Here is a 14,114-nt window from a genome sequence, read left to right as displayed (position 1 = left end):
CGCGCCTTCATCGCATGCATTGCCGGTGTGGTCAGGCTTCGCTGGGCGTGAGCCCCATCAGGCTGTTGGCATGTTCGCGCCACTGCGGCAGTTTGTTGAGCACGCCCGCGCGCTGCAGGTAGTCCTCATCCACCGGATCGCCGTTGACCAGCGCAAGCGCCACATGCACCGCACCGGTCACCCAGAAGCTGCGCGTGTTGGCGCGCTGCGGCTGCAGGTGGAACGCCACGGCTTCGATGATCGGCATCGGCAGGCCCCACAGCCCCAACAGGTAGGCACCGGCTTCGGCGTGGCCCGGACGGGTATCGCCGGCCAGCGACGGCTCGGTGCGCTCGTTGCGTACGCCGGGCAGCAGCAGGCCGATGTCGGCCAGCAGTGCCGCGGTTGCGCCCAGTTCGGCACTGGATTCGGGCAGCAGGCGTGCGGCCAGCCGCGAGGCGAGCAGGGCGCGCTGCTGCAGCGAGTTGCGTTCGGCGGTCGACAGCGTCGGCGCCGAGAACACTTCGCTGGCCAGTACCAGGTCGCGCAGTGTTGCCAGGCCCAGCCGGGTCACTGCGGTGCGCAGGTCGGCGATGGTGCGGCCCTGGCTGAAGAACGCCGAATTCGACAGCTGCAGCACCTTGGCGGCGATGGCCGGATCGGCAGCCACAAGCTTGGCGACGTCTGCGCTGTCGGCATCGTCGTCATGCTCCAGCGCCTGGGTCAGGCTCAGGTACAGGTGCGGCGGCGACGGCAGTTTCTCGATGCGGCCGATGGCATCGCGCAGGCGCGGGCTGTCCAGCACTTCGCGCAGCTCTTCCAGGCTGGTCAGCGCTTCCAGAAGCACTTCCGGCGCCAGTGGCAACGGCAGGAAGCGATGGGCAACGCCGATCAGGCGTGCCGGCGGCGGCCGGTTGCCATGCTGGGCGTCCACCAGCGCGATGCGGATGGTTTCCGGACGCAGGGTCCGGATCTGGCCGAGCAGCGTGGTGGCATTGAGGTCCGGCAGCTGCGGGCAGACAATCACCGCGTCCACGCCCTGCGTGGCAACCGCGGTCATCGCGGCCTGGCCATCGGTGGCGGTCAGCGGCTGCCAGTCTTCCCCAAGATCGGCAATGAATTCGGTCAGCTCAGCCGGCAGGCTGGCTGCATCCCCAACAAGCAGAATACGCACGACACATTCCCCTGGCTGTCTCGACGATGGATGTCGATGACGTGTGAAGTGACGCAATTTACCTAATACGACGGCAAGAGTGATGTGCCGTCATCATGAAACGTGACCCGCATCGCTCCGGCACGGCATGCCGGAGCGATCCGGTTCAGGCTCAGGCCTTGCTGTCGAGATGGCGCTGGTGCGCCTCGATCAGGATCTGCTTGGCCTCGGCGGCGCCGCCCCAGCCATCGAGCTTGACCCACTTGCCCTTCTCCAGGTCCTTGTAGTGCTCGAAGAAGTGGCCGATGCGCTCCAGCCAGTGGCTCGAGACCTGCGCGATGTCTTCAACGTGGGCGTAGCCACTGAAGATCTTCGACACCGGCACGGCCAGGATCTTCTCGTCGCTGCCTGCCTCATCGCTCATCTTCAGCACGCCGACCGGACGGCAGCGCACGACCGAGCCCGGCACCAGCGGCAGCGGCAGCACCACCAGCACGTCGGCCGGGTCGCCGTCGCCGCACAGGGTGCTCGGCACGTAGCCGTAGTTGCAGGGGTAGCGCATCGGGGTGGACAGGATGCGGTCGACGAAGATCGCGCCGGTTTCCTTGTCCACTTCGTACTTCACCGGCTCCGAGTCCTTCGGGATCTCGATGATGACGTTGATTTCTTCCGGCGGGTTCTTGCCGGGCGAGACGAGTTCCAGACCCATGGTCGTGCTCCAGGTGGGGGATGTAGACGGATAGCCCCCCATTTTATGCCTTTGCCGGGCGCTGTGCAGGGGAGGGGGCTGACGGCAGGTCGAGGCAGGGGCCGACGCTGCTGGCCGGGATGGACCGATGGGGCCGGCAGGCATGGGGGCGCAGGCTGGATGCACCTTCCCGAGGAGTTGCCGCATGAGACTTCCTGCCCTGTCTTCCGGCCTGTTCTGCGCGCTGCTGATGGCCCCCGCAGCCCAGGCCTTCCCCTACGTCGACCTGATCGATTACCCGCGGCAGGAAGCCAACTGGGATCGCTTCTTTGCCTTGGAAGGCCGTCTGCAGCATGGCTTCGACAGGATCTGCGGAGACACCTTCTGCGAGGGTGAGTACAGCGACATCCGTGCGCTGCGCCTGCGGTGTTCGGTGGACGCGGTGCGCGGCACGGTGCATGAGTGCCTCTGGGCATTTGCCGCCAGTGACCTGGCCGTGTCGCGGCATGACGGTGCGATCGTGGCCCGGCAGCCGACCTGGCTGTGCCGGCTGCCGCTGGTGCCCGGCACTCCGGTGGAGGACTTCCACGCGGCGCTGGCGGCCCGCAATCCGCTGCACGATCCCTTGCCCGGCACGTCGGAGAGCGTCTATGACGGGCTGACCGGCTGCATCCACTGATGCGAACGTGACTGATTCTCATTAACGGAGTAGCATGCGCGGCGCCTTCCGCCTGTCGTCCCGGTTCCGCGCATGTCCTCCAATGCCGCCTCCCTCACTGAACTGCTGATCCGCGAGCGGCCTGCGCTGCTGCGCCGGGTGCAGCGCATCCTCGGGGGCGACAATGGCGCCGAGGACGTGATCCAGGCCGTGTGGTTCAAGGCCCGCAGGGTTGACGACAGCCAGGCCATCGACAACCCGCGCGCCTATCTCTACCGGCTGGCCGCCAACCTGGCGACCGACCATGGCCGCGAATCGACCCGGCGCAACCGCCTGCTGGCCGACCATTACCTGTGGGGGCCGGACGAGGTGATCTCGACCGAGGAACAGGCGATGGCCCAGGACGAGCTGCAGCGGGTGCTTGACGCGGCGGGACACCTGCCGGAGCCGACCCGCACCATCTTCCGGCTCAACCGCCTGCAGGGCCTGACCCAGGCCGAGATCGCACGCCGCCTGGGCGTGTCGGTGACCACGGTCGAGAACCATGTACGCACCGCGTTGCAACGCCTGGCCTGGGCGCGCAGCGGCCGATGATCACCCCGGCTTGGGGCTGGCCCGCGCTGAAACGTCTTGATCACTGGACCGAGGATGCGGTCTAGTTCCCCCGCCCGCGCTTGAATGCGCCTGTCTGCCAGCCGATGAGCCCGCCGAACATGCTGCCCGCCGCCAATGACGATGCCCTGGCCGAACAGGCCCGGGGCTGGATCGCTTGGCTGGCCGCAGGCGATATCAGCGATGTGCGCATGGATGAGTTCGAACACTGGCTCCAGCAGCCTGGGCACCGTCGCGCCTTCGAACACGAGCGCGCGTTGTGGCGCAGTGTCGGGCCGCGGCCGCAGGCCGGGCGCGTCGAACGCCGGCCCCCAAAGCGGCTGCGATGGGCGATGGCTGCGGCGGCCGCGCTGGCGATGCTGGTGGCATGGCCGGAAGCCTCGTTGCGCCTGCAGGCCGATCACCGTAGTACGCATGTCGTGCAGGACGTGCGGCTGCCCGATGGCAGCCGGGCGGTGCTGGATGCGGACAGCGCGATCGCCGTGCGGTTCGATGCGGATGCACGCCAGATCGAGCTGCTGCGCGGGCGCGCCTGGTTCGAGGTCAGCCCGGATGCGCAGCGGCGTTTCAGCGTGCGTGCGGGCAATGGCGTGGTCGAGGACATCTCGACCGCGTTCTCCGTCGCACGCGACAGCGACCAGGTGGAAACCCAGGTCGGACAGGGCAGGGTGCGCGTGGCCAGCCCGGTTGACGGTGGTTGGACGTATCTGCGGGTGGGCCAGCGTGCCATCTATGGCGAACACAGTGGCGTGACGCGCCTGCAGGACGTGGCTGCCGACAGTGTCGGCGCGTGGCGGCAGGGCGAACTGCTGCTGGAGCAGGCCAGCGTCGCCGACGCCGTGCAGTGGGTGGGGCGTTACCGTGCCGGCCCGACCTTCGTGCGCGGCGATCTGTCGCGGCTGCCGGCGGTCAGTGCCGCGCTGCGCATCGATCGCCCGGAACAGGCGCTGGACGCGTTGGCGGCAACGGCGGGATTGCAGGTTACCCGCCTTCCATTCGGCGTCGCCATCGTCCAGTAGATCCACGCCATGCGTGGATGATCGTCGCGGTGATCCCATTGTGCCGGTCAACGGTCGGCACCCACCGCGATCGCAAATCCCTCTTGGGGTTCCTGCCGCGCCACCCGTCTTACCCCGCGAACGTACCCGCCGCCGCCACGTACGTCGCCGTGTCCGCCTGTGTTGCGGATGACGCCGCGCCTGCGGCACCGATTACCTGACAGGTTCCCCATGTTCGACTCCCACCGCCTGGGCCGCGTGCCGCGCCCGTCCCGCCTGTGCATCGCCCTGCTGGCCGCCGGCCTGGCCAGCGCCGCACCGTCCGTGCTGGCACAGAGCGCCACCGGCAATCACGCTGCCGTGCAGCGCTTTGACATTCCGGCGCAGCCGCTGGACGAAGCACTGCGCAGCTTCATGCGCCAGTCCGGCGTGCAGGTGGTGTATCCGGCCACCCTCGCCCAGGGAGTGACCTCGCGCGCAGTCAACGGCAGCCTGTCGGCCAACGAGGCGCTGCAGCAGCTGCTGCAGGGCAGCGGGCTGGCGATGCGCCGGGTCAGTGCCGATGCGGTGACCCTGGAAGCGGCAACGCCGGTCCAGGCCGACAGCGGTGTGATCGTCACCGATACGCTCAGCGTGGCCGGCGACCGTGTCGACGGCGGCGCAGGCAGTGACGAAGCGCGGCTGCTCGACAGCTATCGCAGCGTCGGTTCCACCACCACGCTCAACCGCACGCAGCTGGAGCGTTTCCGCGGCACCTCCAACGGCGACATCGTCAAGGGCGTGGCCGGCGTCACCGCCGGTGACCCGCGCGTGGGCAATGGGTTCGACGTCAACATCCGTGGTATCCAGGGCCAGGGCCGCGTGCCGGTGATCATCGACGGTGGCCAGTCCAGCATGGACACCTACCGTGGCTATGCCGGCCAGTCGCAGCGCACCTATCTCGACCCGGACCTGATCTCCAGCCTGACCATCACCAAGGGCCCGAGCCTGCAGGCCAACGCCTCCGGTGGCATTGGCGGCGTGGTCGAAATGGAGACGCTGAAGATCGGTGACGTGCTGCGCGAGGGGCGCGACTTCGGCGTGCGCGTGCGTGGCGGCCTGGCCAATGGCAGCGCCAACAACCTGCCGGCCTACAGCGCCGCGCCGCGCAGCGACCGCAGCGCTACCGGCAGCCAGTTCTTCAACGTGGCCGGCGCCGGCCACTGGGACCGCTTCGATCTGGTCGCCGCCTATGCCTACCGTGACAACGGCAACTACTTCTCCGGCAAGCACGGCTACGATGATTTCCCGCAGACCCGTCGCACGCTGGCGCCGCTGAATCCGCCGCGTACCGAAGTGTTCAACACCTCGTCGCGCTCGAAGTCGGCGCTGCTCAAAGGCACCTGGCGCATCGATGACGCGCAGACGCTGGAAGCCGGTTACCGTCGCTACGAAGGCACCGCTGGCGAGATCATGGCCTCGCAGATCATCCGCGTCGACCGCGATCGCATTCCGCAGTGGGACCCGGGCCATGTCGACATGGACAGCTACAACCTGCGCTACCGCTTCAACCCGGACAGCGATCTGGTCGACCTGCGTGTCAATGCTGCGTACACCGATACCGACAGCGTGATGTACAACAGCCTGACCGGCATCACCCCGTGGTACTTCGACCGCCGCACCGAGTGGTATGACGCCCCGAGCTTCAGCGGTGACCCCGGTTACAAGGATGCGTATCGCAACCCGCTGCGGCAGAAGCGCCTGAACCTGGATGCAAGCAACACGTCGAAGTTCGACACCCGTGCCGGGGCGTTCACGCTGGACTACGGCCTGTCCTACAGCGATGAGGACATTGCACCAGGCAGCTCCGGCCCGGTCATGCACGATGACCTGGTCAACAACCGCTTCCTGCGCAACGCCGAGCGCAAGGAATACAGTGCCGTGGCGTCGCTGAAGTGGCAGCCCGACGAACACTGGGAGCTGCTGGCCGGTGGCCGCTGGAACCGGGTGGATGTGCACGACCGCAACCGCCTGGCAACGCCGGATGCCTACGAGGTGCAGGGCCGGTACCGCTATACCGAACTGCTCAATGGCAACCCGGCGCTGCCGTCGTGGCGTGCCAAGCGCATCGCGCTGCTGAACTGGTATCCGGACGCCAACGGCAATTTCACCCAGGCCTCGCTGCTGGCGTCGCCGTACAAGAAGGGCACCGTGGCCGACATCGCGGGCTGGAACTTCTATGACGCCGGCAAGCCGCAGGATCTGGAAGTGCCGGTCAGCTGGACCTGGTCGCAGCCGATCCGCCGTCGCGACAACGCGTTCTCGCCGACCGCCAGCGTCGCCTACCGCTTCAGCGAAGACACCATGGTCTACGTGAAGTACGCCGAGGGCACCAAGCTGCCGAGCCTGTTCGAGACCACGCTGGGCCTGTTCACTGCCGCCAAGCCGGTGGGCGAGCTGAAGCCGGAGCGCGCGCGCAGTTGGGAAATCGGCGCGAGCACCATCCGCTACGACCTGTTCACTGCCGGTGATCGCCTGGCGCTGAAGCTGGCCTACTTCGATACCCGCATCGACGATCTGATCACCCGCGACTACCGCACGCTGTCGGCGGGCCTGATCCGCAATGTCGACCAGTTCAAGGTGTCGGGCTTGGAGTTCCAGTCCAGCTATGACAGCGGCAAGGTGTTCGCCGATCTGTCCGCGCACTACTACTTCAAGGCCAAGACCTGCGCGCCGGACATCGCCGCCGAGCGCCGCGCCTATGGCGTGCAGCGCAGGAACGCGGAGCTGGCCGGCACGCCGGACTGCGTGGATGGCGGCTTCGAGGGTTCGTACACAAACACGCAGAACCCGCCTCGCTACATGGTCAACCTGACCCTGGGCTCGCGCCTGTTCGACGAGCGCCTGACCTTCGGTACCCGTGTGATCCACAACGCCGGCCCGATCAGCAAGCTGGACAAGGAATGGAACGTTGGCCTCTCGGCGATCCAGCAGCTGTACCGGCCGACCACGCTGGTCGACCTGTTCGCCAGCTGGAACTTCAATGACCAGTGGTCGGTGGAAGCGGGCGTGGACAACCTGACCGACCGCTACTACCTGGACCCGCTCGCCCTGGGCGTGATGCCGGCCCCGGGCCGCACCGCGCGCCTGGCGTTGACCTGGAAGTACTGATCCACGGGTGATCTGCCAGCGGGGTCGGATCCTTTTCCTGCGGAAAGGGCTCTGACCCCATCGGGTCCGGCCATCCACGCATGGCGTGGATCTACAGTGCCGCGTAATCGGTAGCGCCGGGCCATGCCCGGCGAACGCTTACAGCCCGGTCGCGGCCTTCACTGCATCTTCGTGCAGCGACTCGTTCAGCTCATCCACCACGGTGCTCCACGCCGCATCGGCCTGCAGCGATTCAGACAGGAACTGGCGCTGGGCATCGTTCCAGTACGGTGCCTCGACCACATCCACATCGGTGGCCAGCTGGTGCTCGCGGATGAAGCGGGCGATGCCCTCGGCACTGGCATCCAGGCCCAGTTGCAGGAACAGGTTGGTCATGCGCGGTTCGGTGGTGATCATCGTCGGTTCCTGCGGGAAGAAGGGATGCCTCATTATCGGCGCAGACGAGCTTGGGGAAAGCCCCGCGGCGAACGTCTACAGCACGACGACCCCTTTGGCATCCCCCATGAACGCACACATTGCCCCTGAAGACAGCCGCAGCCTGCGGCTCAAGGCTGCCACCCGCGACAGCCACGGCGCCCTGGACAAGCGCATCATGGCCGGCGACATCTTCGCCGACCGCAGCAACTTCGCCCGTTTCCTGCGCGTGCAGTACCGCTTCCACCGCAGCATCGACGCGCTGTACGCCAACCCTGCACTGGACGCACTGCTGCCCGATCTCGGCGAGCGCCGCCGCCTGACCCAGGTGGCACGTGACCTGCAGGACCTGGAGCAGACCCTGCCGGGGGCGGACATCGCCGCGCTGCCGTCGGATCTCGCGTTGCCGGCCGCGCTGGGCTGGCTGTACGTGGCCGAAGGCTCCAACCTGGGCGGTACCATCCTGTACAAGATGGCGGCCAAGCTCGGGCTGGACCGTGACTTCGGTGCCCGCCACCTGGCCGCGCATCCGGATGGCGCCGCCCGTCACTGGCGCGAGTTCACCGCCGCGCTGGACGCGGTGCCGCTGAGCGCCGAGCAGGAGCAGCAGGTGATCGACGCTGCCGATGCCGCGTTCCGCAGCGTGCACGGGCACGTTGAAGTGGAATTCGCCTGATGAACGCCCGCCACCCGCGGGTGCAGCGCTGATGCGCTGGCTCTGGTTCGCGCTGGGCTGGCTGATGGTCGGCCTCGGGGTGATTGGCGCGTTGCTGCCGGTGATGCCGACCACCATTTTCCTGATCCTGGCCGTGGGTTGCTTCGCGCGCAGCTCGCCGAAGTTCGAGCAGCGCCTGCTGTCGCATCCGCGCTACGGCCCATCACTTCGGCTGTGGCGCGAGCAGGGCGCGGTGTCGCGCAAGGGCAAGGCCTTTGCCAGCGCCGGCATGGCGGTCGGCTTCGCGATGTTCTGCTGGGGCGCGCATCCGTCGTGGCGCCTGTTGCTGGGCGTGGGACTGTTCTTCGCGGTCAGTGCCGGCTATGTGCTCAGTCGACCCGCACCACGCATTGAACCCACGCCGCTGGTGGAAGTGGACGACGCCAACGATCCGCGCGCGGCCCGCCGCCGTGCCGTGCCCCCCGATACAGATGGAACCCGAGACGATGCTGCCTGCTGACCTGGCCCCCGTGGCTGCCCCCGCACTGACGCCGTGGGGCATGTACCTGGCCGCCGATGTGGTGGTGAAGGCCGTGATGATCGCGCTGGCGTTGGCGTCGCTGGCCACGTGGACCGTGCTGCTGGCCAAGGGCTGGGAACTGGCCCGGCAAGCGCGGCAGCTGCGGGCGGCGCGCGCGCTGTTGCTGCAGTCTGCACAGCTGCCGGCGCAGAGCGAAGCGGCAAGCCTGCAGCAAGGCACCGCACTGGCGATGCTGGACGCCGCACGCACCGAACTGCGCCTGTCGCAGGAGCTGGACAGCCGCGACGGCACCAAGGAACGCGTGGCGTCGCGGTTGGATCGCATCGAGCTGGAAACCGCACGCGTGCAGCGGCGCGGTATCGGCGTGCTCGCCAGCATCGGTGCGGTGGCGCCGTTCGTGGGCCTGTTCGGCACGGTGTGGGGCATCATGAACAGCTTCATCGGCATCGCCCACAGCAACACCACCAATCTGGCGGTGGTCGCGCCCGGCATCGCCGAGGCGCTGCTGGCCACCGCGCTCGGCCTGGTCGCCGCGATTCCGGCGGTACTGGTCTACAACCACTTCAGCCGCGTGCTGGTCGGCTTGCGGGGGCTGCTTGGCGATCTGTCGGCGGCCGTGCAGCAGCTGGTCTCGCGCGATCTCGATCGTGCCGCTTCGCGCAGCGCAGCGACGCCGCTGCGTGCGGTGCACTGAGGCGCGGCGATGGCGATCAGGACCGCGTCCGACCGCGACGACACGCCGGAAGAAGCGCACGAGATCAACGTCACGCCCTTCATCGATGTGATGCTGGTGCTGTTGATCATCTTCATGGTGGCGGCACCGCTGGCCACCGTGTCGGTACCGGTGCAGCTGCCGGCCAGCAGTGCCAGTGCCACGCCGCCGGAACAGGCACCGGTGTACGTCACAGTGCAGGCCGATCTGTCGCTGCGTGTCGGCGAGCAGGCGGTGGCACGCGACGGGCTGGCCGCTGCGCTGCAGGTAGCCACCCACGGCGACACCGCGCAACGCCTGTTCCTGCGCGCCGATACCCGCGTGCCTTACGGTGAATTGATGGCAACACTGGATGCGCTGCGTGCTGCGGGCTACCTGAAGGTGGCACTGGTTGGACTGGAGCAGGGCGCGCGATGAGCGGACTGCGGCGCTGGGCGACCAGCCTGGCGATCGTACTGCTGGTGCATGCGCTGCTGATTGGCGTGGCCTGCTGGTGGGCGGCGTGCGCACCGGCGGTGGCTACCGTAGCGGCGCCCGCGGCGTTGATGCTGGAGTTGGCGCCGATGGCACAGGCGCCCCCGGTGCCGCGGCGCGAGGTGGCAACCGGGTCCCTGCAGCAGCAACAGCAGCGGCAGGCGCCGAAGCCGGCGCTACGCGAGCAGCCGAAGGCACCGGTGCAGCCGCAGGGTGACCTGCCGCCGCCGCGCACACCTGAGCCGGCGCCCTCGCCGGATACTGCCGACGCCAATGTCGCGCAGACCAGCGCACCGCCGCAGGTCGCCGCCGATGCGGCCGCACGCTATACCGCGCCGCAGACCACGGCCGGCGAACGCAGTCGTGCCGAGGCGACCTGGGAAGGCCGCCTGCTGGGGCATCTGCAGAAGCACCGGCGCTATCCGCGCCAGGCCGAACGACTGCGCCAGCAGGGCGTGGTGTACGTGCGTTTTGCCGTCGCCCGCGATGGTGCGGTATCCGGATTGAAGCTGGGCCGCGGCAGCGGCTTCGAACTGCTCGACCAGGAGACGCTGGATACCGTGCAGCGCGCCAGCCCGGTACCGGCGCCGCCGGCCGAAGTGGCCGGCGACCCGGTGGAAGTGATGGTGCCGGTGTCGTTCTTCCTGCGCGGGCGTTGACCTTGTAGAGCCGAGCCGATGCTCGGCTGTTCTCCGATCCCGCGAAGCCGTTGAGCCGAGCATGGGCTCGGCCCTACAGAAGGCCTTTACAGCAGCGGCACCAGCAGCAGCGCCACGATGTTGATGATCTTGATCAGCGGATTGATCGCCGGCCCCGCGGTGTCCTTGTACGGGTCACCGACGGTATCGCCGGTCACCGCGGCCTTGTGCGCTTCGCTGCCCTTGCCGCCGAAATGGCCATCCTCGATGTACTTCTTGGCGTTGTCCCAGGCGCCGCCGCCGGTGGTCATCGAAATGGCCACGAACAGGCCGGTCACGATCGTGCCGATCAGCAGCCCGCCCAGCGCGCGCGGTCCCAGCAGCAGGCCGACCACCACCGGCACCGCCACCGGCAGCAGCGAGGGCACGATCATTTCGCGGATCGCCGAGCGGGTCAGCATGTCCACCGCTTTGTCGTACTGCGGCTTGCCGGTGCCCTGCATGATGCCGGGGATCTCGCGGAACTGGCGCCGCACTTCTTCCACCACCGCGCCGGCCGCACGACCGACTGCTTCCATCGCCATCGCACCGAACAGGTACGGAATCAGGCCGCCGATCAGCAGGCCGATGATCACCGTGTGGTCGCTGAGGTCGAAGCGGAATTCCTGCCCGGGATGTGCGGCCTGCAGGTTGTGCGTGTAGTCCGCGAACAGCACCAGCGCGGCCAGCGCCGCCGAGCCGATCGCATAGCCCTTGGTCACCGCCTTGGTGGTGTTGCCCACGGCATCGAGCGGGTCGGTGATGTCGCGGATCTCCGAGGGCAGTTCGGCCATCTCGGCGATGCCGCCGGCGTTGTCGGTGATCGGCCCATAGGCATCCAGGGCAACGATCATGCCGGCCATCGACAGCATCGCGGTGGCGGCGATGGCGATGCCGTACAGCCCACCCAGTGCGAACGCGCCCCAGATTGCCGCACACACGGCCACCACCGGCAGCGCGGTGGACTTCATCGAGATGCCGAGGCCGGCGATGATGTTGGTGCCGTGGCCGGTGGTCGAGGCCTGGGCCACATGCTGCACCGGCTTGTACTGGGTGCCGGTGTAGTACTCGGTGATCCACACGATCAGGCCGGTCAGCACCAGGCCGATCAGCGCGCAGCCGTACAGCGCCATCGGCCCGTGCACGTTGTCGGCCATCAGCCCGGTGGTGATCGGGTAGAACGCGATCGCGGCCAGCACGCCGGAGACGATCACGCCCTTGTACAGCGCGCCCATGATCGAGCCGCCAGGCTTCACCTTGACGAACAGCGCACCAATGATCGAAGCGATGATCGATACGCCGCCCAGCACCAGCGGGTACAGCACCGCATTGGCACCAGCTTCGGCCAGCATCAGGCTGCCCAGCAGCATGGTGGCGATCACGGTCACCGCATAGGTCTCGAACAGGTCGGCAGCCATGCCGGCGCAGTCGCCGACGTTGTCACCGACGTTGTCCGCGATCACCGCCGGGTTGCGCGGATCGTCCTCGGGAATGCCGGCTTCGACCTTGCCGACCAGGTCGGCGCCGACGTCGGCGCCCTTGGTGAAGATGCCACCGCCCAAGCGCGCGAAGATCGAGATCAGCGACGAACCGAAGGCCAGGCCGACCAGCGCGTGCAGCGCCTGCTCCATCGGCAGGCCCATGCGCAGCAGCAGCGCGTAATAGCCGGCCACACCCAGCAGGCCCAGCCCGACCACCAGCATGCCGGTGATCGCACCGCCGCGGAAGGCGACGTCCATGGCGGCGCTGATGCCGTGGCGTGCAGCTTCGGCAGTGCGTACGTTGGCGCGTACCGAGACGTTCATGCCGATGTAGCCGGCGGCACCGGACAGCACTGCGCCAACCGCGAAACCAATCGCGGTGTACCAGCTGAGGAACACCCCGACCAGCACGAACAGCACCACGCCGGCCACGCCGATGGTCAGGTACTGGCGGTTGAGATAGGCACGCGCGCCTTCCTGGATCGCGGTGGCGATCGCGACCATGCGTTCATTGCCAGTGGGTTGGCGCAGGATCCAGCGCGCCGAGACGATTCCGAACAGGATTGCGAGGATGGCGCAGCCCAGCGCCAATGACAGCCCGTGACGTTCCAGCATTAGACCCCTCCGCAGAATGGATGTAGGCATCCAGTGGCGATGAACGGCACCACGAGGGGGACGACGGGCTGCAGCCTGGAACCAACCCGTACCGACCTTGGCGGTCGTCCGACGTATGGCGGTGTTCAGCATTCCCTGGTGCCCGCAGTATGCGTGCCGCCACTTGTAGAGTCGAGCCATGCTCGACTGGCGCCTGGGAGCCGCGGCGCATGCCGTCGGGCCCTGGGCATGATTCGCGAGCCAACGGCCTTTGCACCCCGTTAAGCCAATCTCTGCAAGCCTGCGCACAGTCCTGAAGGAGATACCCCATGCGCCTTTCCCTGTTGATGCTCGCCGCCCTGGTCCCGGCGCTGCCGGCCTTCGCGGCGGAAACCCCGGAACTGCAGCGCGCCGTGGGTGCACCACAGGCGGTAGGCGTGGTGCATACGCTGCGGCAGATCCCCGAGGCCTGTGCGCGCCTGGAAGGTGCATTCACCGGCCAGGCCGCCGAACCGTATCGCTTCTCTGCGGTGCGTACGAGCGAACAATGCCAGCCGCGCGCGCGCTTCGTCGACTACACCAAGGCCCAGCCGAGTGCCGACAAGGGCTGGAAGCTCAATGATGTGATCCGTGTGCCCAGCGCTGCGTGCCCGGCGCAGCAGGCGGTGGTGCGCGTGTGGCGGCTGCCGTCGAGCAACAAGGTCGAGCTGGACGGGCAGGGCCAGTCGCGCATCTACCTGGAAGAGGCGAAGAAGCAGGCGGCGGCCGGCCAGATTCCGCAGGTGACGATGTTTGCGGCGCAGTTGCAGGTGGAAGGCAAGGCCTGCAATTGAAATTGCGTGGGCGGTGTACCCACGCGGTCATCCGCGGGTAGTGCCGGCCGCTGGCCGGCAACCCTGCAATCGTCACTCTGCCAGCGTCGCCCCACGCGCCACCAGCAGCTCGCGCAGCGCCTTGCGCTGGCAGTGCGCCTCATCCTCGCAGTAGCACCCGACGCTGAGGTCGCTGTTCTGCGACATCGCAGCCAGCAGGTCCAGCGAGTGGGACGCATCCGGCGCCTTCATCTCCGCCTTGTAGTGGCGGAAGAACGCATTCCAGTCGGCGGCCGTCTTCGCCTCATGCGCCTGCTTCACCAGTTCCGCGCTGGGTGACAGTGTCGGGAACCAGACGTCATACCAGTCCTGCCGGGCGAACTCGCTGCGCGGCACGCCACGTGGCGGCCTGCGCACCGTGCCGATGCGCAGGCCCTCGCCAGCGGCGCGCGGCGTACCGAGTCGAACAACACGCAGTGCCATCATGTTCCTCCACGAAAAGGGGACGGAGGGGAT

General features: G+C 67.8%; 15 protein-coding genes. 10 read left to right on the top strand and 5 right to left on the bottom strand.

The window, feature by feature from the left end:
• Positions 1–31: 31 nt before the first annotated feature.
• Complete coding sequence (locus tag AASM09_RS18455) at positions 32–1,153, bottom strand: HDOD domain-containing protein (RefSeq protein WP_049429945.1); 1,122 nt, start codon at positions 1,151–1,153, stop codon at positions 32–34.
• A gap of 151 nt (positions 1,154–1,304) precedes the next feature.
• Positions 1,305–1,841 carry an inorganic diphosphatase gene (gene ppa / locus AASM09_RS18450; RefSeq protein WP_005410935.1) on the bottom strand — a complete coding sequence of 179 codons (537 nt, stop codon included), beginning with the start codon at positions 1,839–1,841 and terminating at the stop codon, positions 1,305–1,307.
• 184 nt (positions 1,842–2,025) lie between these two features.
• Here ppa and AASM09_RS18445 point away from each other — a divergent pair, with 184 nt between their 5' ends.
• From AASM09_RS18445 to AASM09_RS18430, 4 genes are all read left to right on the top strand, one after another.
• Entirely contained in the window at positions 2,026–2,499 is a 474-nt protein-coding gene (locus AASM09_RS18445; RefSeq protein WP_049429944.1) for a hypothetical protein, read from the top strand.
• Between the two features lie 72 nt (positions 2,500–2,571).
• Positions 2,572–3,072 carry an RNA polymerase sigma factor gene (locus AASM09_RS18440; RefSeq protein WP_049429943.1) on the top strand — a complete coding sequence of 167 codons (501 nt, stop codon included), beginning with the start codon at positions 2,572–2,574 and terminating at the stop codon, positions 3,070–3,072.
• A gap of 104 nt (positions 3,073–3,176) precedes the next feature.
• Complete coding sequence (locus AASM09_RS18435) at positions 3,177–4,109, top strand: FecR family protein (RefSeq protein ID WP_049429942.1); 933 nt, start codon at positions 3,177–3,179, stop codon at positions 4,107–4,109.
• Between the two features lie 210 nt (positions 4,110–4,319).
• The gene (locus tag AASM09_RS18430) at positions 4,320–7,238 is read left to right on the top strand and encodes a TonB-dependent receptor (RefSeq protein ID WP_049429941.1); all 2,919 of its coding nucleotides are present in this window, start codon (positions 4,320–4,322) and stop codon (positions 7,236–7,238) included.
• A 138-nt stretch (positions 7,239–7,376) separates the two neighbouring features.
• Here AASM09_RS18430 and AASM09_RS18425 read toward each other — a convergent pair whose 3' ends face one another.
• Complete coding sequence (locus AASM09_RS18425; RefSeq protein ID WP_049429940.1) at positions 7,377–7,634, bottom strand: DUF2789 domain-containing protein; 258 nt, start codon at positions 7,632–7,634, stop codon at positions 7,377–7,379.
• Between the two features lie 106 nt (positions 7,635–7,740).
• On the opposite strand from AASM09_RS18425, the gene AASM09_RS18420 reads away from it, so the two are divergent.
• The 5 genes from AASM09_RS18420 to AASM09_RS18400 are packed head-to-tail and all read left to right on the top strand — an operon-like array spanning position 7,741 to position 10,693.
• On the top strand, positions 7,741–8,328 hold the full coding sequence (locus AASM09_RS18420; protein ID WP_049429939.1) for a biliverdin-producing heme oxygenase: 588 nt from the start codon (positions 7,741–7,743) through the stop codon (positions 8,326–8,328).
• 31 nt (positions 8,329–8,359) lie between these two features.
• Positions 8,360–8,827, top strand: coding sequence for a YbaN family protein (locus AASM09_RS18415; RefSeq protein ID WP_049429938.1), 468 nt, complete (start codon positions 8,360–8,362; stop codon positions 8,825–8,827).
• Positions 8,814–9,542 (top strand): tonB-system energizer ExbB, encoded by a 729-nt coding sequence (gene exbB, locus AASM09_RS18410; RefSeq protein WP_049429937.1) that lies wholly within the window; start codon positions 8,814–8,816, stop codon positions 9,540–9,542. The genes AASM09_RS18415 and exbB overlap by 14 nt, the downstream gene beginning before the upstream one ends.
• Positions 9,543–9,551: 9 nt before the next feature.
• Positions 9,552–9,977: a TonB system transport protein ExbD gene (exbD, locus tag AASM09_RS18405; protein WP_049429936.1), complete on the top strand. Its 426-nt coding sequence runs from the start codon at positions 9,552–9,554 to the stop codon at positions 9,975–9,977.
• Positions 9,974–10,693, top strand: a complete 720-nt coding sequence (locus AASM09_RS18400) for an energy transducer TonB (protein WP_049429935.1) — start codon at positions 9,974–9,976, stop codon at positions 10,691–10,693. The genes exbD and AASM09_RS18400 overlap by 4 nt, the downstream gene beginning before the upstream one ends.
• An 86-nt stretch (positions 10,694–10,779) precedes the next feature.
• Here the strand turns inward: AASM09_RS18400 and AASM09_RS18395 are convergent, their stop codons facing one another.
• Complete coding sequence (locus AASM09_RS18395) at positions 10,780–12,807, bottom strand: sodium-translocating pyrophosphatase (RefSeq protein WP_049429934.1); 2,028 nt, start codon at positions 12,805–12,807, stop codon at positions 10,780–10,782.
• A gap of 308 nt (positions 12,808–13,115) precedes the next feature.
• Here AASM09_RS18395 and AASM09_RS18390 point away from each other — a divergent pair, with 308 nt between their 5' ends.
• Positions 13,116–13,619: a hypothetical protein gene (locus tag AASM09_RS18390; RefSeq protein ID WP_049429933.1), complete on the top strand. Its 504-nt coding sequence runs from the start codon at positions 13,116–13,118 to the stop codon at positions 13,617–13,619.
• Between the two features lie 72 nt (positions 13,620–13,691).
• On the opposite strand, the gene AASM09_RS18385 is transcribed toward AASM09_RS18390, so the two are convergent.
• Positions 13,692–14,081 carry a DUF488 domain-containing protein gene (locus AASM09_RS18385; protein ID WP_049429932.1) on the bottom strand — a complete coding sequence of 130 codons (390 nt, stop codon included), beginning with the start codon at positions 14,079–14,081 and terminating at the stop codon, positions 13,692–13,694.
• Positions 14,082–14,114: the final 33 nt, after the last annotated feature.

The organism is Stenotrophomonas maltophilia, from assembly GCF_039555535.1.
GTDB lineage: Bacteria > Pseudomonadota > Gammaproteobacteria > Xanthomonadales > Xanthomonadaceae > Stenotrophomonas > Stenotrophomonas maltophilia_Q.
This window is presented reverse-complemented; position numbering and strand designations above follow the sequence as displayed.

Excerpts from the sequence above, each read along its gene's own strand:
- AASM09_RS18400 (WP_049429935.1), top strand. The coding sequence starts at position 9,974 with ATGAGCGGACTGCGGCGCTGGGCGACCAGCCTGGCGATCGTACTGCTG.
- AASM09_RS18420 (WP_049429939.1), top strand. The coding sequence starts at position 7,741 with ATGAACGCACACATTGCCCCTGAAGACAGCCGCAGCCTGCGGCTCAAG.
- ppa (WP_005410935.1), bottom strand. The coding sequence starts at position 1,841 with ATGGGTCTGGAACTCGTCTCGCCCGGCAAGAACCCGCCGGAAGAAATC.
- AASM09_RS18440 (WP_049429943.1), top strand. The coding sequence starts at position 2,572 with ATGTCCTCCAATGCCGCCTCCCTCACTGAACTGCTGATCCGCGAGCGG.
- AASM09_RS18385 (WP_049429932.1), bottom strand. The coding sequence starts at position 14,081 with ATGGCACTGCGTGTTGTTCGACTCGGTACGCCGCGCGCCGCTGGCGAG.
- AASM09_RS18390 (WP_049429933.1), top strand. The coding sequence starts at position 13,116 with ATGCGCCTTTCCCTGTTGATGCTCGCCGCCCTGGTCCCGGCGCTGCCG.
- exbB (WP_049429937.1), top strand. The coding sequence starts at position 8,814 with ATGCTGCCTGCTGACCTGGCCCCCGTGGCTGCCCCCGCACTGACGCCG.
- exbD (WP_049429936.1), top strand. The coding sequence starts at position 9,552 with ATGGCGATCAGGACCGCGTCCGACCGCGACGACACGCCGGAAGAAGCG.
- AASM09_RS18430 (WP_049429941.1), top strand. The coding sequence starts at position 4,320 with ATGTTCGACTCCCACCGCCTGGGCCGCGTGCCGCGCCCGTCCCGCCTG.
- AASM09_RS18445 (WP_049429944.1), top strand. The coding sequence starts at position 2,026 with ATGAGACTTCCTGCCCTGTCTTCCGGCCTGTTCTGCGCGCTGCTGATG.
- AASM09_RS18435 (WP_049429942.1), top strand. The coding sequence starts at position 3,177 with ATGAGCCCGCCGAACATGCTGCCCGCCGCCAATGACGATGCCCTGGCC.
- AASM09_RS18425 (WP_049429940.1), bottom strand. The coding sequence starts at position 7,634 with ATGATCACCACCGAACCGCGCATGACCAACCTGTTCCTGCAACTGGGC.
- AASM09_RS18395 (WP_049429934.1), bottom strand. The coding sequence starts at position 12,807 with ATGCTGGAACGTCACGGGCTGTCATTGGCGCTGGGCTGCGCCATCCTC.
- AASM09_RS18415 (WP_049429938.1), top strand. The coding sequence starts at position 8,360 with ATGCGCTGGCTCTGGTTCGCGCTGGGCTGGCTGATGGTCGGCCTCGGG.